We start from the raw sequence: 18,758 nt of genomic DNA, 5'->3' as shown, positions 1-18,758 counted from the left end.
AACCGTCCCCGGAACCCGTTCCATTCCCCTCCCGCACCGCACCGAGAGAGCTCGCATTCCATAGGAAATACACTGTTCCCGCACACGGCCTCCGCACGCCCCCTGTCGGCGCGAGCGGCGGCGCGAGCATCATGGCGGCGACCGGCGGGCACCCGTGCGGCGCGGGCGACGGCGGGCCCGGGGCGACGAGCGAAGGGCTAGAGGGATGGGGACGGAGACCGTACCGGCGACGGCACGAGCCGTGCGGGCCAGACGGGGCGGCCGGGTGGTCGTCGACTGGCTGACCACCACCGACCACAAGAAGATCGGGCACCTCTACCTGATCACGTCGTTCGCGTTCTTCCTGGTCGGTGGTGCGATGGCGTTGATCATGCGGGCCGAGCTGGCCCGGCCCGGACTCCAGATCGTCGACAACGACCAGTTCAACCAGCTCTTCACCCTGCACGGCACGATCATGCTGCTGCTCTTCGCGACGCCGAGCTTCGCGGGCTTCGCCAACGAGCTGATGCCGTTGCAGATCGGCGCCCCGGACGTGGCCTTCCCCCGGCTGAACATGCTCTCGTACTGGCTGTTCCTGTTCGGCGGTCTGATCGTGCTGGGCTCGCTGCTGATCCCGGACGGACCGGCCGCCTTCGGCTGGTTCGCCTACGCGCCGCTCAACGACGCCGCCCACTCCCCCGGCCTCGGCCCGGACCTGTGGATCATGGGCCTGGCGCTGGCCGGGTTCGGCACGATCCTCGGCGCGGTCAACTTCATCGCCACCATCATCGGGATGCGCGCGCCCGGCATGACGATGTTCCGGATGCCGATCTTCACCTGGAACACGCTGTTCACGTCGATCCTGATCCTGATGGCGTTCCCGGTGCTCGCGGCGGCGCTGCTGGTGCTGGAGTCGGACCGGCGGTTCGGCTCGCAGGTGTTCCAGGCGGCCAACGGCGGCGCGCTGCTGTGGCAGCACCTCTTCTGGTTCTTCGGCCATCCCGAGGTGTACATCATCGCGCTGCCGTTCTTCGGGATCATCACGGAGATCATCCCGGTCTTCAGCCGCAAGCCGATCTTCGGCTACCTCACGCTGGTCGGGGCGACGATGGCGATCACCGGCCTCTCGGTGGTGGTGTGGGCCCACCACATGTTCGCGACCGGCGCCGTGCTGCTGCCGTTCTTCTCCTTCATGTCGTTCCTGATCGCGGTGCCGACGGGGGTGAAGTTCTTCAACTGGACCGGCACCATGCTGAAGGGGTCGGTGTCCTTCGAGACGCCGATGCTGTGGGCGACGGGCTTCCTGGTGACATTCCTCTTCGGCGGCCTGACCGGGGTGATCCTGGCGTCGCCGCCGATGGACTTCCACGTCACCGACTCGTACTTCGTGGTGGCGCACTTCCACTACGTCGTCTTCGGCACCGTCGTCTTCGCGATCTTCGCGGGGTTCTTCTTCTGGTGGCCCAAGTTCACCGGCAAGCTCCTCGACGAGCGGCTCGGCAAGATCCAGTTCTGGACGCTGTTCGTCGGCTTCCACACCACGTTCCTGGTGCAGCACTGGCTGGGCGCGGAGGGCATGCCCCGCCGGTACGCGGACTACCTGGCCGCGGACGGCTTCACCGCCCTGAACACCGTCTCCACGATCGGCGCGTTCCTGCTCGGCCTGTCGACGCTGCCGTTCCTCTACAACGTCTGGAAGACCGCCAAGTACGGCCGGAAGGTCGAGGTCGACGACCCCTGGGGCTACGGCCGCTCCCTGGAGTGGGCGACCTCCTGCCCGCCGCCCCGGCACAACTTCACCGCGCTGCCCCGGATCCGCTCGGAGGCCCCGGCGTTCGACCTCCACCACCCGGAGTACGCGGCCGGGATCCCGCAGCCCGAGCCGAAGAAGCACCAGGCCCGCGGGGCGTCCTGACCTCCCCGCGCACGGTCCGCGCGCGGGGAGGTCAGGACCCGGGGGCACGGCCGCGCCCCGCCCTTCCCGCACGACGGCGGGCGGCCCCACCCGGCGGTTCGTACCGGGTGGGGCCGTCGGCGCGGGGCCGGGTCAGAGGTCCAGGCGCAGGCCCGGCATGATCAGATCGGGATTTCCGCCGATGGCGGCCCGGTTGGCGGCGTAGATCCGCTGCCAGGTGGTGCCGTGCCGGGCGGCGACGGTGCTGAGCGTGTCCCCCGCGCGGACCGTGTAGTCGCCGCCGGAGCCACCGCGGGAGGCGCGGTCCGCCGAGCGGCCGGACGCCGTCGCCGACGTCTCACCGGAGCCTCCTGCGGACGAGCCGGACCCGGTCGAGCCCGACGCCGACGAACCCGACGCCGACGAACCCGACGCCGACGAACCCGACGCCGACGAGCCCGACTCCGTCTCGCCGGACGACGTCGAGGAGCCCGAACCGGACGCAGGAGCGTCAGGTGCGCCGCCGGACGCCCCGGCGCGCGCCGAGCAGGTGGGCCACGCGCCCCACCCCTGCGCCCGCTGGACCTCGGTGGCGACGGAGATCTGCTGCTCCCGGGTGGCCCGGTCGGCGGTGGGCGCGTAGGCGGTGCCGCCGTACGCGCGCCAGGTGGAGGCGGAGAACTGGAGCCCGCCGTAGTAGCCGTTGCCGGTGTTGATGTGCCAGTTGCCGCCGCTCTCGCACTGGGCGATGCGGTCCCACACCCCGCTGTCCGCCGCCGCGGCGTTGCCCGTCGCGGCCAGCAGGCCGAGGGGGGCGAGAAGCGCCGCCCCGGTGAGGACAGCCGTGGTCCGCGCCTTGCCGGCGCGGGTGTCGACGCGGTGGTCGGCGCGGGTGTTGTCGGCACATTCGGACATGAAGATCCCTCTCTACGGACCCGGGCTCCCCCCGAACGGGGCGCGGACGTCCGCGCGGTCGCGCGGTCGTCGTGCTCCGTCCCGTCCGCCGGCGGTCGTGCTGCGCGATGTCTGGCTCTGCGCGGCCGGCGGACGTACCCGAGCGGTGCTCTGTGCACACGGCGGAGGAATGTAGGGATTTTGACGAACCGTTATCAAGCAACGTCCCGTTCCTCCAGGCCAGTTGCCCGTTACCGCCGGTAGCGACGAAATCCGGCCACCCACTTCATACGCCGATTTCCGGATTTGTCGACCCGCACCCCCGCCGGACTGTGGCCCACCTCACGGAACCAACTTCCCTACGGCACTTCGGACTTGACAGTGAGTGTCCGATTCCGCACAGGTCGTGACCGTACGCGCAGGGCGATGCGATTCCGTTCACCGGGCAGCGTGACCCTGGCCACAGATCGCCCGTTGTCTTCTTCATGAGCCGGGAGCCACCCGGCCCTGCCAACGCACCGCTTTCCGAGGGAGTCACCCGTGCCGCGCATGCTCGACGTCAGCGACGAGGTACGCGCCGAGATCGGCGACGAAGAAGCCAACCGGCTGCTCGCCGGAGAGAACGCCCCGGGCAGTTACGACTGCACGTCCTGCCGCACCCCGGGCGACTCCGAGCACGAGCGCACCAGCACCGTCCTGTTCATCGGGGACGAGACCGCGGTCCTCGCCTTCGCCCACGCCACCTGCCTGCCCTCCCAGGTCGTCCAGGTGACCGAGGAGCAGCTCCAGGGAGCCGTGCGCTCGATCAGCGGCGACACCGTCGACCTGGACCCCGCGAAGGTCGTGCCCGAGCAGGCCGTGCTGGGCGTCACCAGCGGACTCGTCCTGATCGCGGGAGAGCTGCACCCGGCCCTGGTCGTCGAGCCGACCTCCCCCATCGCGCGCCCCGGCACGACGGGCGCCGGCGACGACTTCCTGCCGCTCCTCATCGAGCAGGGCTTCATGCCGCTGACCGAGCTGTCCGAGGTGCCGCCGGTGCAGCACGGCTGGTCGGTGCTGCTGGCGATGGGCCAGCTGCACGCGGTGCTCCAGCCCTCGGCGGGCGGCGGCCAGCCGGTCGCGTGGTGGCAGGCGCACCAGCCGCTCCAGGTGACGGAGGGGTGGCGGGCGGCCGCCAACAAGCACCAGCAGGTGCTGATGTTCGCGGCGCCGGTGGGGTCGATCGGCCGCCAGCCGCGGGAGGACCTGCTGCGGGACGCGCTGGACCGGGCGGCGGCCGGCGGCAAGCTGGTCGGGGCGGCGCTGCCCCTCGCGGGCACCTGAGCACCACCGCGACGGGGAGCTGCCGGCGACCGGCGACCGCGGGAGGCCCGCGGCCCGTCGCGCCCGCGCGGGAGGTCCGCGGCCCGTCGCGCCCGCGCGGCGGGCCGCACATCGACGCGGCCGCGCGCTCCTTCGGGGCGCCGCCCGGCCGCATCCCTTCCCGCCCGGCCTCGTTTGGACATACGTGCACACCTACGACGTTCCGCGCCGCCAGGCCTACCAGTCGCTCCCGTCCGCGCGGCCGGTACACGAACCCCAGGGCGGCCCCTCGGCCACACCGATCTACGACGCGCTCTACGCCGAGTACGTCAAGTCGTTCCGTTCACTGCCCGGGGACCGCAGCGGGGAGGACGATCTGGGGTTCACGGCCTTCGGGAACATCCCGCACAGTACGGGGTCGTTCAGCAGCGCGTACACCAGCACCTACAGCGCCTACAGCGCGGGCGCGCACAGTGCGCGCAGCGGACTCGGGCAGCAGTCGCAGTGGCAGCGGGTCGGGCCTCTCGGTCCGGTGGGCCGGCAGCACGCGCCCTCGGGAACGCACCACGTCCCGGCGGCCCTGCCCCCGGCGCCGCGAAGAGGCCTGTGAGCACGGCGGTCCACAGGACGTCCGGAGGGCGGCACCCCGTTGCGGGTGCCGCCCTCCGGACGTCGTGTCACTTCTTCTTGCCGCGCTTCTCGCGCACCCGCACCGAGATGTGGATCGGGGTGCCCTCGAAGCCGAACTCCTCCCGCAGCCGGCGCTCGATGAACCGCCGGTAGCCCGCCTCGATGAAGCCGGAGGCGAACAGCACGAACCGCGGCGGCTTGGTGCCGGCCTGGGTGCCGAAGAGGATGCGCGGCTGCTTGCCGCCCCGGATCGGGTGCGGGTGGGCCGAGACCAGCTCGCCGAGGAAGGCGTTCAGACGGCCGGTGGGGACCCGGGTCTCCCAGCCGTTCAGGGCCGTCTCGATCGCGGGGACCAGCTTCTCCATGTGCCGTCCGGTGCGCGCCGAGACGTTCACCCGGGGCGCCCAGGAGACCTGGGCCAGCTCGGTCTCGATCTCCCGCTCCAGGTAGTAGCGGCGCTCCTCGTCGAGGGTGTCCCACTTGTTGTAGGCGAGGACGATCGCGCGGCCCGCCTCGACCGCCATGGTGACGATGCGCTGGTCCTGGACCGAGATGGTCTCGGAGGCGTCGATGAGGATCACGGCCACCTCGGCCTTCTCCACGGCGGCCGCGGTCCGCAGCGAGGCGTAGTAGTCGGCGCCCTGCTGGAGGTGGACCCGCTTGCGGATGCCGGCCGTGTCGACGAACTTCCAGGTGACGCCGCCCAGCTCGATCAGCTCGTCGACCGGGTCACGGGTGGTGCCCGCCAGCTCGTTGACGACGACGCGCTCCTCACCGGCGACCTTGTTCAGCAGCGAGGACTTGCCGACGTTCGGACGGCCGATGAGCGCGATACGGCGGGGGCCGCCGACGACCGTGCCGAAGCTCTGCTCGGGCGCCTCCGGCAGCGCCTCCAGGACGGCGTCCAGCATGTCGCCGGTGCCGCGGCCGTGCAGCGCGGAGACGGGGTGCGGTTCGCCCAGGCCCAGGTTCCACAGGTAGGCCGCGTCGGCCTCGCCGCTGGGGCCGTCGACCTTGTTGGCGCACAGCACGACCGGCTTGCCGGCCTTGCGCAGCAGCCGGACGACCGCCTCGTCGGTGTCGGTGGCGCCGACCTTGGCGTCGACGACGAAGACGACGGCGTCGGCGGCCTCGATCGCGTACTCGGCCTGCGCGGCGACGGAGGCGTCGATGCCGAGGACGTCCTGCTCCCAGCCGCCGGTGTCGACGACCTTGAAGCGGCGGCCCGCCCACTCGGCCTCGTAGGTGACGCGGTCCCGGGTGACGCCGGGCTTGTCCTCGACGACGGCCTCGCGGCGCCCGATGATCCGGTTCACCAGGGTCGACTTGCCGACGTTCGGGCGGCCGACGACGGCGAGCACGGGCAGCGGCCCGTGACCGGCCGCCTCGATGGCGCCCTCGACGTCCTCGAGGTCGAAGCCCTCGACCGCGGCGAGCTCCATGAACTCCGCGTACTCGGCGTCGCCGAGCGCCCCGTGATCGTGCTCGAAGGCGTCCGAGCCGTCGGGCTGGATGTGGTCGTTCATGAAGTCCGTACCTCGTCGTTCATTCGTGGTGGTCGGTGGACCGCCCGTTTTCCCCGGTCGGTCCACTACTCGGTGTCGCCCGGCGCCCGTGCGGGTGCCCGGCGTTCTCGGCCCGCTGCCCGCTAGTCCCCGGCCGTCCGCCGGCCGGTGAGCCGTCTGGCGTGCTCCAGGTGCGCGGCCAGGTGCTTCTGGATGCGCTCGGTGGCCTCGTCCAGCGCCTTGCGCGTACGCCGTCCGCTGCCGTCGCCCGCCTCGAACGGGTCGCCGAAGACGACGTCGACGCGGGAGCGCAGCGGGGGCAGCCCCTTCATCAACCGTCCGCGCCGCTCAGAGCTTCCCAGAACGGCGACGGGCACGATCGGCGCCCCGCTGCGCACCGCGAAGTAGGCGAGGCCGGCGCGCAGGGAGGCGAAGTCGCCCTCGCCCCGGGTGCCCTCCGGGAAGATCCCCAGGACCCCGCCGCTCTCCAGCACGCCCAGCGCGCGGGTGATCGCCGTGCGGTCGGTGGTGTCGCGGTCCACCTTCAGCTGGCCGATGCCGGTCAGGAAGGGGTCGAGGGGGCCGACGAACGCCTCCTTCTTGATCAGGAAGTGCGTCGGCCGGGGCGCCACGCCCATCACCATCGGGCCGTCGATGTTGTGGGAGTGGTTGACGGCGAAGATCACCGGGCCGGCCGCCGGCACCTTCCAGGCCCCCAGCACCCGCGGCCGCCACAGCCCGTACATCAGGCCGACGCCGATGCGCCGCCCGACCTCCGCGCCCCGCTCGGAAGGCAGCTCGCTCACCGCGCGGCCCGCTTCTCCTCGACGAGGGTGACGACGCACTCGATGACCTGGGCCAGCGTCAGCTCGGTGGTGTCCACCTCGACGGCGTCGTCCGCCTTGGCGAGCGGCGAGGTCTTGCGGGAGGAGTCGGCCGCGTCGCGCTTGATCAGCGCCTCGCGGGTGGCGTTGACGTCCGCGCCCTTCAGCTCGCCGCTGCGGCGGGCGGCGCGGGCCTCGGGCGAGGCGGTGAGGAAGATCTTCAGGTCGGCGTCCGGCAGCACGGTGGTGCCGATGTCACGCCCCTCGACGACGATCCCTCGCTCGGCCGAGGACGCCAGCGACCGCTGGAGCTCCGTGATCCGGGTCCGCACCTCCGGGACCGCGCTGACCGCGCTCACCCGGGAGGTGACCTCCTGGGTACGGATCGGCCCGGACACGTCGGTGCCGTCCACCGTGATCGTCGGGTCCAGCGGGTCGGTGCCGGAGACGATCTCCGGCTTGCCCGCGACGGCGGCGATCGCCGAGGGGTCCTCGATGTCGATCCCGTTGTGCACCATCCACCACGTGATCGCCCGGTACTGCGCCCCGGTGTCCAGGTAGCTCAGGCCGAGCTGCGTGGCCACGGCCTTCGACGTGCTCGACTTGCCCGTTCCGGAGGGGCCGTCGATGGCGACAATCACGGGCTGGGCGGCGCCGTTTTCCACGGGGGGACACCTTCCTGGTGCGAGGCGGTGGGCTGCGGGGCGACACTGTGCCCCGCACAAGGTTACTGGGTGCGGGTCACTCGTCCGGCCGCACAGGGCCCGACGGCACCACGCAGCACCTCCCTGGCGAGGGCCGACGCCTCCCCCGCCCGACGGCACCTCCCGGCGAAGGCTCGCACCTCCAGCCCGTCCAACGACACCCCCCGGCGAAGGCTCGCACCTCCAGCCCGTCCAACGACACCCCCCGGCGAAGGCTCGCACCTCCACCCGCCCGACGGCACCTCCCGGCGAAGGCTCGCACCTCCACCCGCCCGACGGCACCTCCCGGCGAAGGCTCGCACCTCCACCCGCCCGACGGCACCTCCCGGCGAGGGCTCGCATCTCCAGCCCGTCCGGCGTTTGAGGACGAGGCCCGTTCAGGGCCGAAGCGGGGGCCCGGGGGCGGCAGCCCCCGGCTCGGCGGTCCGGCAAGCAGGGCCCCCTACTGCCGGATCGCCCAGCCCCGCTCCCGCAACGCCGCCGCCAGCACCACCGCGCTCTTCGGCTCGACCATCAACTGCACCAGACCGGCCTGCCGCCCCGTCGCGTGCTCGATCCGCACGTCCTCGATGTTGACCCCGGCCAGCCCCGCGTCGGCGAAGATGCGGGCCAGCTGCCCGGGCTGGTCGTCGATCAGCACCGCGACGACCTCGTACACCCGCGGCGCGGACCCGTGCTTGCCCGGGACGCGGACCTGCCCGGCGTTGCCGCGGCGCAGGACGGACTCGATGCCGTCGGCGCCCGTGCGGCGCTTGTCGTCGTCGGCGGACTGAAGGGCCCGCAGCGCCCGGACGGTCTCCTCCAGGTCGGCGGCGACGTCGGTGAGCAGGTCGGCGACCGGCCCGGGGTTCGCGGACAGGATGTCGATCCACATCCGGGGGTCGGAGGCGGCGATGCGGGTCACGTCCCGGATGCCCTGGCCGCACAGCCGTACGGCGGCCTCCTCGGCGTGCTCCAGGCGGGCGGCGACCAGGCTGGACAGCAGGTGGGGCATGTGGGAGACCAGGGCGACCGCCCGGTCGTGGGCGTCCGCGTCCATGACGACGGGGACGGCCCGGCAGTGCGAGACCAGTTCCAGGGCGAGGTTGAGCACCTCGGTGTCGGTGTCCCGGGTCGGGGTGAGCACCCACGGGCGGCCCTCGAAGAGGTCGCCGCTCGCGGCCAGCGGTCCGGACTTCTCCCGGCCCGACATGGGGTGCGTGCCGAGGTAGGCCGAGAGGTCGAGGCCGAGGGCCTCCAGTTCGCGGCGCGGCCCGCCCTTGACGCTGGCCACGTCGAGGTAGCCGCGGGCCACTCCCCGGCGCATGGCGTCGGCGAGCACGCCGGCGACATGGGCGGGCGGGGCGGCGACGATCGCGACGTCGACGGGACCGTCGGGGGCCTCGTCGGTGCCGGCCCCCAGCGCGGCCGCCGTACGGGCCTGTTCGGGGTCGTGGTCGTCCAGGTGGACGACGACGCCGCGCTGGGCGAGGGCCAGGGCCGCGGAGGTGCCGATGAGCCCGGTTCCGATGACGAGCGCGGTCCTCACTGGGCGATGTCCTTGCGCAGGGCCGCGGCGGCACCGAGGTAGACGTGGTTGATGTCGGCGCGGGACCGGTCGGACTCGATGTGCGCGAGGACGCGGACCACCCGCGGCATGGCGCCCCGGATGTCGAGTTCCTGGGCGCAGATCAGCGGGACGTCGACGATGCCGAGCTTGCGGGCCGCGGCCGCCGGGAAGTCGCTGTGCAGGTCGGGCGTGGCCGTGAACCAGATGCTGATCAGGTCGTCGGCGCCGAGGGAGTTCCGCTCCATGATGGCGGTGAGCAGGGCCCCGACCTGCTCGTCCATGTGTCCGGCCTCGTCCCGCTCCAGCTGGACCGCTCCCCGGACCGCTCGTACCGCCACGGCACCGCTCCTTGTTTCCCGTACGTCTCGGCTCTTCGCGTCCAGCGTAGTCAGGCCGGGCCCCGGCGGTGCGCCGCGCCCGCCCGCTGAGACGGCGTGCGCAGGGGCGATGTCTCGATACGCCGCCGCACGCCGGGCGTGGATCTGACAGGCCGCAGGAGTGTTTTGTGGCAGTCTTTCCTGAATCGCCGATCCCGCATCGCCGATCCCGCATCGCTGATCCCCTGGGGCCGTCCGTACCCGGACACCGTCGGCCGGCCCCCTCACCTCTGGTTCTTCCGCATCCTCGGAGTGACGACATGACCCACACCGCCTCGCGCCGGACGGTTCTCCTCGCGACGGGCGCGGCGGCGCTCGCCGTCGGCTGTAGCGACAACGACGACAACGGCGGCTCCGCCTCCGCCACCACGTCCTCGGCCGCGGTGGGCGACGCCCAGGTGCTGGCGCGGACGGCCGACATCCCCGTCGGCGGCGGCAAGATCTTCAAGGACGAGAAGGTCGTCGTCACGCAGCCGACCGAGGGGGACTTCAAGGCGTTCTCGGCGGTCTGCACCCACCAGGGGTGCACGGTCGCGAGCGTCGCCGACGGCACCATCAACTGCCCCTGCCACCGGAGCAGCTTCAAGATCTCCGACGGCGCGCCGACCGGCGGCCCGGCGACCACCCCCCTGCCCGCCGAGCGGATCACGGTCCAGGGCGACAGCATCGTGCTGGCGTAGGTCAGAGGTCCCAGAGCGCCCCGAGGGTCACCAGTTCCCCGCCGTACTCGATCCGGTCCGCCCACTGCGTCGGCCACGCCTCGGCTCCGGCGTGGGCGCCCGCGAAGGCGCCCGCCAGGCAGGCGACGGAGTCGGAGTCGCCGGACGAGCAGGCGGCCCGGCGCAGGGCGGTGACCGGCTCGTCGGGGAAGAGCAGGAAGCACAGCAGACCGGTCGCCAGGGCCTCCTCGGCGATCCAGCCCTCCCCCGTGGCCAGGCAGGGGTCGGTCTCGGGCGAGGGGGCGCGCAGGGCGTCCCGGAGGCGCTCCAGGACGGCCAGGCACTCGTCCCAGCCACGCGTGATGAAGTGCTCCGGGGTCGGGTCCTGGCTCCGGGTCCACAGGTCGCCGAGCCAGCGCTCGTGGTAGCGGCTCCGGTTCTCCAAGGCGTACGAGCGCAGCAGCCCGACCAGCCCCGTCGGCTCGGCGCCCTGGGCGAGCAGCCGTACGGCGTGGGCGGTGAGGTCGGAGGCGGCGAGCGCGGTGGGGTGGCCGTGGGTGAGGGCGGCCTGGAGCTGGGCGGCGCCGGCACGCTGCTCGTCGCTGAGGCCGGGGGCGAGGCCGAGGGGCGCGACGCGCATGTTGGCGCCGCAGCCCTTGGAGTGGATCTGGCTGGCGTCCTGCCAGGGGCGCCCGTCGTCCTCCAGCAGGCCGCAGGCGGTCAGGCAGGTCCGGCCGGGGGCCCGGTTGTTCTCGGGCGACCGGTACCAGTCCACGAACTCCGCGCGCAGCGGCTGCTCCAGCCGCTCCGGCAGCAGCAGACCGCGGTCCATGGCCGTGCGCAGGGCGCGTCCCACGGCGAGCGTCATCTGGGTGTCGTCGGAGACGAAGGCGCGCGCCGGCAGGTCCATCTGACGCCACGGCCCGCACTTGGCGAGGATCGACGGGACGTCGTGGAACTCGGTGGGGAACCCGAGCGCGTCCCCCAGTGCGAGGCCCACCAGGGACCCGGTCGCGGCGCGTTTCCTGACGGTGGTGGTGGTCATGCGGGGCGTCCTTCCCGGGGCGGTCGCAGCAGCGGCGGGTGGAGGGTGGTGGCGGTGCCGGCGCGGTAGAGGGCGGCCGGTTTGCCGCGGCCGCCGGTCAGGCGTGCGGCTCCGCCGGGGACGGGCTCGACGAAGCCCGGGGTGGCGAGCACCTTGCGGCGGAAATTGGGCCGGTCCAGGCCCGTGCCCCACACGGTCTCGTAGACCCGCTGGAGCTCGCCGAGCGTGAACTCGGGCGGGCAGAAGGCGGTGGCGAGGCAGGTGTACTCGAGTTTGGCGCCGACCCGGTCGTGGGCGTCGGCCAGGATTTGGTCGTGGTCGAAGGCGAGCGCCCGCACGTGGTCGTACGGCTGCCAGCGGGCCTGGGCCGCGTCGCCGCCGCCGTGCGGCTCGGGCGCGTCGGGCAGCAGTGCGGCGAAGGCGACGGAGACGACCCGCATCCGCGGGTCGCGGCCGGGTTCGCTGTAGGTGCGCAGCTGCTCCAGGTGGAGTCCGGAGACGTCCGCGAGGCCGGTCTCCTCGGCGAGTTCGCGCCGGGCCGCGGTCTCGGCGGACTCGTCCGGCAGCAGGAAGCCGCCGGGCAGGGCCCACCGGCCGGCGTACGGCTCCTGCCCGCGCTCGACGAGCAGGACGTGCAGTGCGCCCGCGCGCAGGGTGAGGACGGCGAGGTCGACGGTGACGGCGAAGGGTTCGAAGGCGTGCTTGTCGTAGCCCTGCATCCACCCCACCCTCTTAATCTTAATAGTCTTGAAGACTATAAACCGGCAGGAGGTGCGGGCACAAGAAATCGGCGGTGCGGGCACAAGAGAATCGAGGTGCGGGCACAGGAAAGCGGCCGGTCCGCAGATCCCGGACCGGCCGCTCCACGGGGCGCGGCGGGGCGCCCTACAGCTCGACTTCCTTCATCAGCATGCCGACCTCGGTGTTCGACAGCCGCCGCAGCCAGCCCGACTTCTGGTCGCCCAGGGTGATCGGGCCGAAGGCCGTGCGCACCAGCTTGTCGACCGGGAAGCCGGCCTCCGCCAGCATGCGGCGCACGATGTGCTTGCGGCCCTCGTGCAGGGTGACCTCGACGAGGTAGTTCTTGCCGGTCTGCTCCACGACGCGGAAGTGGTCGGCGCGCGCGTAGCCGTCCTCCAGCTGGATGCCGTCCTTGAGCTTCTTGCCCAGGTCCCGCGGGATGGGGCCGACGATGTGCGCGAGGTAGGTCTTCTTCACGCCGTACTTGGGGTGGGTCAGCCGGTGGGCCAGCTCGCCGTGGTTGGTGAGCAGGATGACGCCCTCGGTCTCGGTGTCGAGGCGGCCGACGTGGAAGAGCCGGGTCTCGCGGTTGGTGACGTAGTCACCCAGGCACTGCCGTCCCTCCGGGTCCTCCATGGTCGACACCACACCGGCGGGCTTGTTCAGCGAGAAGAACTGGTACGACTGCGTCGCGACGGTCAGGCCGTCGACCTTGACCTCGTCCTTCTCCGGGTCGACCCGCTTGCCCTGCTCCAGGACGATCTCGCCGTTGACCTCGACCCGCGCCTGTTCGATCAGCTCCTCGCAGGCGCGCCGGGAGCCGTAGCCCGCGCGGGCGAGGACCTTCTGGAGCCGCTCGCCCTCCTGCTCGGCGCCCGGGAAGGTCTTCGGCAGCTTGATGTCCTTCTTGCCCGCGTACCGCTCGCGGTTGCGCTCCTCGGCACGCGTCTCGTACTCGCGCGAGCGCGCCGGAGCCGTACGGCCGCCCTGCTGGGGCCTCTTCGGGCCGCCCTTGGCGCCGCCGCGGGCCGCGCCGCCGCGCCCCGACTTCGGGCCGTCCGGGGAGGCGCCGGGGCCCACGTCGTAGCGGCGCTCCTCGGGGCGGGGCTTGCGGGGACGGCCCTGGCCCTGCTTCTGGTCCCTGTCGTTGCCGGCTCCGCGGTAGTTACCGCGCCCACCGCTCTTGCCGCTACCGCTGCCGCTGCTTCGCATCAAAGTTCCGTCGTTGTCCTAATCGGGCATGTCCGTCGGGGGACCGTCGTCCGGCTCCGGGGCGTCCGGATCGAACGACGGTACGCCTTCCTGGGTCTCGGCCTCGATCGCCTCCGCCTCCGGGAGGAAGGGCGCGAGCTCCGGGAGCTCGTCCAGACCGCGCAGGCCCATCCGCTCCAGGAAGTAGTTCGTCGTCCCGTACAGGATCGCACCTGTTTCGGGTTCCGTGCCCGCCTCCTCGACCAGTCCGCGCTGGAGGAGGGTGCGCATCACACCGTCGCAGTTCACTCCGCGCACCGCGGAGACCCGGCTGCGGCTGACCGGCTGGCGGTAGGCGACGACGGCGAGGGTCTCCAGCGCGGCCTGGGTGAGCCGGGCCTGCTGCCCGTCCAGGACGAAGCGCTCGACGGCCGGGGCGTACTCGGCGCGGGTGCAGAACCGCCAGCCGCCCGCCACGAACCGCAGCTCGAAGCCGCGCCGCTGCACGGTGTACTCGTCGGCCAGCTCGCGCAGGGCGTCCGCGACCTGCCGGCGCGGGCGCTCCACGATCTTCGCGAGGTGCTCCTCGGTCGCGGGCTCGTCCACCACCATCAGGACGGCTTCGAGGGCGGGCTTGAGGTCGAGGTCCGCGACGGTGCCCGTCGCGGCCGGGACCCCGGCGGTCTCCTCGCTCACGGTTTCCTCTCCTTCTCCGGCTCCTCGGGCGGCCGGTCGAACTCGTCGGTCACCCTCGGTGCCGCGTCGCCCTCCCCGCCCGTCCAGCGCACGAGCAGCTCGCCGAGCGCGCTCTCCTGGTCGAGGGCGACGGCCTTCTCCCGGTACAGCTCCAGCAGGGCCAGGAAGCGCGCCACGACGGTGAGGGTGTCGCCGGTGTCCTCGACGAGCGTGCGGAAACTGGCCTCGCCGAGCTCGCGCAGCCGCGCGACCACGATCCCGGCCTGCTCCCGCACACTGACCAGGGGCGCGTGGATGTGGTCGACGTACACCTGCGGCTTGGGCCTGGGCTGCATCGCCTTGACCGCGAGCCTCGCGAACCCTTCCAGGCCGATGCCGATGACGACCTCGGGCAGCAGTTCGGCGTGGTGCGGTTCCAGGCCGACGGTACGGGGGTGGCGGCGGGCCTCCTCGAGGAGCCTGCCGTGGAAGATGTCGGCGACCTGCTTGTAGGCGCGGTACTGGAGCAGCCGGGCGAACAGCAGGTCGCGGGCCTCCAGCAGCGCCAGGTCCGCCTCGTCCTCGACCTCCGCCTGCGGCAGCAGCCGGGCCGCCTTCAGGTCGAGCAGCGTCGCGGCCACGACCAGGAACTCGGTCGTCCGGTCGAGGTCCCAGTCCGGCCCCATGGCCCGGATGTACGCCATGAACTCGTCGGTGACCTTCGACAGCGCGACCTCGGTGACGTCCAGCTTGTGCTTGGAGATCAGCTGGAGGAGCAGGTCGAACGGGCCCTCGAAGTTGGCGAGCCGAACCTGGAAGACCCCGCCGGCACCCGCCGCCCCGGCATCCGCCCCGACCGCCCCGGGCCGCCGCCCACCCACCTCCACCCCGGCACCCTCGCCCGCGCCCCTCCCGGCCCGCCCACCGGCACCCGGCACGGCGTCCCCCGAGCCGATGGTCCCCACCGATGCGCCGGCACCCGGCACGGCGTCTCCCGAGCCGATGGCCCCCACACGTACGCCGGCACCCGCCACGGCGGCCTCCGGCGCGACGGTCCCAGCGGACCCGTCCGCCTCCCGTCCGGCGGCCTCGGCCCGCCCGTCCGCGCTCTGCGCGAGGCTCTCAGCCGTCCTGTCCGCCCCCGGCCCGGCGGTCTCCGCCGGGCCCCCCGTTTCATGCCGCCCGTCCGCCCCGGGCGCGACGGCCTCCACCCCGGCCGCCGTCCCCCCGGCAGGCGCGGCCTCGGGCTCCGGCGGGCCGACCGGTGCCGTCGGCACCGGCGGTGCGGACGGCACGGGCGGAGTCGACGGTACGGGCGGCCGGGCGGGTCCTGTCACCGGTTCGGGGCCCGTCACCGGTTCGGGCCGCGGCCCGTTCGCGCCCGGTCCTCGTCCCAGCGGGCGCCGACGGCCACCGGCTGCGGGGGCGGGGCCGGAGCCGGGAGCGGGAACGTCCTTCGAGGTCATGGCCCCCGCAGGCTACCGCTACCGCCCGCGCAGCCGTCGTACGAGGATGCTGGCGTCCCCGCGGGTCTCCAGGTCGGCGAGGACGACGGCGACCGCCTCGCGGACGATGCGGCCGCGGTCGACGGCGAGTCCGTGCTCACCGCGGAGCACCAGACGCGCGTGTTCGAGGTCCATCAGCTCCTCGGCGGAGACGTACACCGTGATCTTCTCGTCGTGCCGCTCCCGGCCGCTGGGCCGGCGCGCGGACGACCGCCCGCGCTTGCGCGGCTGGGCGTCCGCGGCCGCCGCGGCGGAGCCTGCCGGCGCCTCCTGGCGCCGCGCGGAGCGCTCCGCGCCGGCGATCCGGCTGCGGGACTCACCGGCGTCGGCCCGCTCGGTGTCCGCCGCCACGTGCTCGGCGCCCTCGCCGTCGCCGCCCTGCGCGGGCACCGCCTGCGGCACGTCCTCGCCGGAGGCGGCCGCCACCGCGTCGCTCTCGCCCGCCGGCGCGGGCACCCGGGCCTCGCCGTTGGCCTGGCGCCGGGGTGCGGACGGCTGGAGCGCCGTCCCCCCTGTCGTACGGAAGAGTTCGTCGGCCCCCGGCAGACTCACTCGGCGTGACACCGGGCGAGCACCTCCCTGGCGAGCTGGCGGTAGGCGGCGGCGCCGACGGAGTTGGAGGCGTACGTGGTGATCGGCTCACCGGCGACCGTGGTCTCCGGGAAGCGGACCGTGCGCCCGATGACCGTGTGGTAGACGTGGTCGTCGAACGCCTCGACGACCCGCGCGAGCACCTCACGGCTGTGCACGGTGCGCGAGTCGTACATGGTGGCCAGGATCCCGTCGAGTTCCAGCTCCGGGTTGAGCCGTTCCTGGACCTTCTCGATGGTCTCGGTCAGCAGCGCCACACCGCGCAGGGCGAAGAACTCGCACTCCAGCGGGACGATCACCTTGTGCGCGGCGGTCAGCGCGTTGACCGTGAGCAGACCGAGCGAGGGCTGGCAGTCGATGACGATGTAGTCGTAGTCGTCCATCAGCGGCTTGAGGGCGCGCTGGAGCGTGGACTCGCGGGCGACCTCGGAGACCAGCTGGACCTCGGCGGCGGACAGGTCGATGTTGCTGGGCAGCAGGTCCATGTTGGGGACCGCCGTCTTCAGGAGCACCTCGTCCGCGGACATGCCCCGCTCCATGAGCAGGTTGTAGACGGTGAGGTCGAGCTCCATCGGGTTGACGCCGAGACCGACCGACAGCGCGCCCTGCGGGTCGAAGTCCACGAGCAGCACCCGGCGTCCGTACTCCGCGAGCGCGGCACCCAGGTTGATGGTCGACGTGGTCTTGCCGACGCCGCCCTTCTGGTTGCACATCGCGATGATCGTCGCGGGACCGTGGTTCGTCAGCGGTCCCGGGATCGGGAAGTACGGCAGCGGGCGACCGGTCGGGCCGATGCGCTCGCGGCGCTGGCGGGCAGCGTCGGGCGCGAGCGTGGCCGCGTACTCCGGGTCGGGCTCGTACTCGGCGTCGGGGTCGTAGAAGTGCCCGTCGGGCAGTTCGTCGTAGTCGGCGAAATGGTTGTGGGGCGCGCCACTTCCGTCGCCGGCCATGGCGTTCACGTGATGGCCATCCATGCTCTGGTGTGCTGACAGAGCCGTATGGGGGCTTCTCTGGCTCTGATGGGCTGCGAAGGTTCGGACAGCGACGGAGCCGACAGCCTCGAGCCCCGTGGAGCCCTGGCCCCGCGTAGGCATTCCTGGTTGACCACCCCCGGGAGCAAATGTCGACTCATTCACAAGTCGTCTTACCTCCTTGGTGACCAGGAAACTTCTAGACAAGGTCAGCGTGGCACCATGCCGACGGTTGGCGACTCTATGGCGTGTCGGGCGTCCGCAGCAACACAATCCGCCGGACCCGGCCCGATGTGTCGGCAATGAAACATCCCGCTGTCAAGGGCGTACGGCCGTCGCACAGCAGGTTTCACCGGGGTGCGAATCGGTCGAACAGTTACGTTCGAGGCGAGTTGTCCGAGCATCGCAAAGTGACCATACACACATCCGGCCGGACCTTGTCGGGCAAGGTCCGGCCGGGTGCGCGCGGTTGACGCGCCGAGTTGACGTATCGCCTTTACGAAAAGGTGACTTGGCCGTGCGGCGAGGCGCCCGGCGGGCGGGCTCAGCCGAGGAGCGAGTCGAGCTCCACGTGCTCCAGGCCGTGCGCCTCGGCGACCTCGCGGTAAACGACCTTGCCGTCATGGGTGTTGAGGCCCTTGGCCAGCGCGGCGTCGCGGCGCAGCGCCTCCGCCCAGCCCTTGTTCGCGAGTTCGACGATGTAGGGCAGGGTCGCGTTGGTGAGCGCGTAGGTGGAGGTGTTGGGGACCGCGCCGGGCATGTTGGCGACGCAGTAGAAGATCGATTCGTGGACCTGGAAGGTCGGCTCGGCGTGGGTGGTCGGCCGGGAGTCCTCGAAGCAGCCGCCCTGGTCGATCGCGATGTCGACAAGGACACTTCCCGGCTTCATGCGCGAGACGAGTTCGTTGGTGACCAGCTTCGGGGCCTTGGCGCCCGGGATGAGGACGGCGCCGATGACGAGGTCGGCCTCGAGGCAGGCCTTCTCCAGTTCGAAGGCGTTGGAGACGACCGTCTGGATCTTCGTGCCGAAGATCTTGTCCGCCTCCTTGAGCTTGTTGATGTCCCTGTCGAGCAGGGTCACGTGGAAGCCCATGCCGATGGCGATCTGGGCGGCGTTCCAGCCGGAGACGCCACCGCCGATGACGACGGCCCTGGCGGCCAGCACACCCGGGACACCGCCGGGCAGGACACCGCGCCCGCCGTTGGCGCGCATCAGGTGGTAGGCGCCGACCTGCGGGGCGAGCCGGCCGGCCACCTCGGACATCGGGGCGAGCAGCGGCAGCGCGCGGTTCGCCAGCTCCACGGTCTCGTAGGCGATCGCCGTGGTGCCGGACTCCAGCAGGGCGTCCGTGCACTCCTTGGAGGCGGCCAGGTGCAGGTAGGTGAAGAGCGTCTGGTCCTTGCGGAGGCGGTGGTACTCCTCGGCGATGGGCTCCTTGACCTTCAGCAGCAGGTCGGCGGCGGCCCACACCTCGTCGGCCGTCTCCAGGATCTGCGCGCCGGCGGCCAGGTACTCGTCGTCCGTGATCGACGAGCCGACACCGGCGTTGCGCTCGACGACGACCTGGTGGCCGTGGCGCACCAGCTCGTGCACACCGGCGGGGGTGATGGCCACCCGGAACTCGTTGTTCTTGACCTCGCGGGGGATGCCGACCTTCACGTCGATCACGGTCCTTGGCTCAGAGGGGGGTAGGGCATAGCAGCAGATACCCGGAGGCAACG

Annotated in this window: 18 protein-coding genes; 4 read left to right on the top strand and 14 right to left on the bottom strand. The window is 72.4% G+C overall.

Features of this window, described 5'->3' with window-relative positions; genetic code table 11:
• Positions 1 to 205 precede the first annotated feature (205 nt).
• Entirely contained in the window at positions 206 to 1,894 is a 1,689-nt protein-coding gene (gene ctaD, locus ACZ3KJ_RS14170; RefSeq protein WP_467526887.1) for an aa3-type cytochrome oxidase subunit I, read from the top strand.
• Positions 1,895 to 2,026: 132 nt separating this feature from the next.
• Here the strand turns inward: ctaD and ACZ3KJ_RS14165 are convergent, their stop codons facing one another.
• The gene (locus tag ACZ3KJ_RS14165; RefSeq protein ID WP_467526885.1) at positions 2,027 to 2,788 is read right to left on the bottom strand and encodes a transglycosylase family protein; all 762 of its coding nucleotides are present in this window, start codon (positions 2,786 to 2,788) and stop codon (positions 2,027 to 2,029) included.
• A gap of 519 nt (positions 2,789 to 3,307) precedes the next feature.
• On the opposite strand from ACZ3KJ_RS14165, the gene ACZ3KJ_RS14160 reads away from it, so the two are divergent.
• Positions 3,308 to 4,090 (top strand): hypothetical protein, encoded by a 783-nt coding sequence (locus ACZ3KJ_RS14160; protein WP_467526883.1) that lies wholly within the window; start codon positions 3,308 to 3,310, stop codon positions 4,088 to 4,090.
• A gap of 184 nt (positions 4,091 to 4,274) precedes the next feature.
• Entirely contained in the window at positions 4,275 to 4,679 is a 405-nt protein-coding gene (locus tag ACZ3KJ_RS14155; protein WP_389520016.1) for a hypothetical protein, read from the top strand.
• A gap of 67 nt (positions 4,680 to 4,746) precedes the next feature.
• Here the strand turns inward: ACZ3KJ_RS14155 and der are convergent, their stop codons facing one another.
• The 5 genes from der to aroH form a co-directional block, all read right to left on the bottom strand.
• On the bottom strand, positions 4,747 to 6,225 hold the full coding sequence (gene der, locus ACZ3KJ_RS14150) for a ribosome biogenesis GTPase Der (RefSeq protein WP_467526882.1): 1,479 nt from the start codon (positions 6,223 to 6,225) through the stop codon (positions 4,747 to 4,749).
• 122 nt (positions 6,226 to 6,347) lie between these two features.
• Positions 6,348 to 7,049, bottom strand: coding sequence for a lysophospholipid acyltransferase family protein (locus ACZ3KJ_RS14145; RefSeq protein ID WP_389520019.1), 702 nt, complete (start codon positions 7,047 to 7,049; stop codon positions 6,348 to 6,350).
• Positions 7,007 to 7,693 (bottom strand): (d)CMP kinase, encoded by a 687-nt coding sequence (gene cmk, locus ACZ3KJ_RS14140; RefSeq protein WP_467526880.1) that lies wholly within the window; start codon positions 7,691 to 7,693, stop codon positions 7,007 to 7,009. The genes ACZ3KJ_RS14145 and cmk overlap by 43 nt, the downstream gene beginning before the upstream one ends.
• A gap of 481 nt (positions 7,694 to 8,174) precedes the next feature.
• Positions 8,175 to 9,260, bottom strand: a complete 1,086-nt coding sequence (locus tag ACZ3KJ_RS14135) for a prephenate dehydrogenase (protein WP_389520023.1) — start codon at positions 9,258 to 9,260, stop codon at positions 8,175 to 8,177.
• Positions 9,257 to 9,619, bottom strand: coding sequence for a chorismate mutase (gene aroH / locus ACZ3KJ_RS14130; RefSeq protein ID WP_467526878.1), 363 nt, complete (start codon positions 9,617 to 9,619; stop codon positions 9,257 to 9,259). Before aroH ends, ACZ3KJ_RS14135 begins: the two co-directional genes overlap by 4 nt.
• Before the next feature lie 299 nt (positions 9,620 to 9,918).
• Between aroH and ACZ3KJ_RS14125 the strand changes: the two genes are divergently transcribed.
• Positions 9,919 to 10,338, top strand: a complete 420-nt coding sequence (locus ACZ3KJ_RS14125; RefSeq protein ID WP_389520027.1) for a Rieske (2Fe-2S) protein — start codon at positions 9,919 to 9,921, stop codon at positions 10,336 to 10,338.
• Position 10,339: 1 nt separating this feature from the next.
• Here ACZ3KJ_RS14125 and ACZ3KJ_RS14120 read toward each other — a convergent pair whose 3' ends face one another.
• The 8 genes from ACZ3KJ_RS14120 to ald form a co-directional block, all read right to left on the bottom strand.
• The gene (locus tag ACZ3KJ_RS14120) at positions 10,340 to 11,362 is read right to left on the bottom strand and encodes an ADP-ribosylglycohydrolase family protein (protein ID WP_467526877.1); all 1,023 of its coding nucleotides are present in this window, start codon (positions 11,360 to 11,362) and stop codon (positions 10,340 to 10,342) included.
• The gene (locus tag ACZ3KJ_RS14115) at positions 11,359 to 12,081 is read right to left on the bottom strand and encodes an NUDIX hydrolase (RefSeq protein ID WP_467527425.1); all 723 of its coding nucleotides are present in this window, start codon (positions 12,079 to 12,081) and stop codon (positions 11,359 to 11,361) included. Before ACZ3KJ_RS14115 ends, ACZ3KJ_RS14120 begins: the two co-directional genes overlap by 4 nt.
• 166 nt (positions 12,082 to 12,247) lie before the next feature.
• Positions 12,248 to 13,315: a pseudouridine synthase gene (locus ACZ3KJ_RS14110; RefSeq protein WP_467526875.1), complete on the bottom strand. Its 1,068-nt coding sequence runs from the start codon at positions 13,313 to 13,315 to the stop codon at positions 12,248 to 12,250.
• An 18-nt stretch (positions 13,316 to 13,333) separates the two neighbouring features.
• A complete protein-coding gene (gene scpB / locus ACZ3KJ_RS14105) occupies positions 13,334 to 13,990 on the bottom strand; it encodes an SMC-Scp complex subunit ScpB (RefSeq protein ID WP_467526874.1) in 657 nt (218 codons plus the stop codon).
• Complete coding sequence (locus tag ACZ3KJ_RS14100; protein ID WP_467526872.1) at positions 13,987 to 15,435, bottom strand: segregation and condensation protein A; 1,449 nt, start codon at positions 15,433 to 15,435, stop codon at positions 13,987 to 13,989. The genes scpB and ACZ3KJ_RS14100 overlap by 4 nt, the downstream gene beginning before the upstream one ends.
• An 18-nt stretch (positions 15,436 to 15,453) precedes the next feature.
• Complete coding sequence (locus ACZ3KJ_RS14095; RefSeq protein WP_467526870.1) at positions 15,454 to 16,038, bottom strand: hypothetical protein; 585 nt, start codon at positions 16,036 to 16,038, stop codon at positions 15,454 to 15,456.
• The gene (locus tag ACZ3KJ_RS14090) at positions 16,023 to 17,159 is read right to left on the bottom strand and encodes a ParA family protein (protein WP_389520039.1); all 1,137 of its coding nucleotides are present in this window, start codon (positions 17,157 to 17,159) and stop codon (positions 16,023 to 16,025) included. Before ACZ3KJ_RS14090 ends, ACZ3KJ_RS14095 begins: the two co-directional genes overlap by 16 nt.
• Positions 17,160 to 17,580: 421 nt before the next feature.
• Positions 17,581 to 18,705 (bottom strand): alanine dehydrogenase, encoded by a 1,125-nt coding sequence (ald, locus tag ACZ3KJ_RS14085; RefSeq protein WP_467526868.1) that lies wholly within the window; start codon positions 18,703 to 18,705, stop codon positions 17,581 to 17,583.
• Between the last annotated feature and the right edge of the window lie 53 nt (positions 18,706 to 18,758).

This window comes from Streptomyces sp. NPDC003248 (assembly GCF_055563235.1).
Note: the sequence above shows the minus strand (reverse complement) of the source record. Positions and strands in the feature narration are given on the sequence as shown.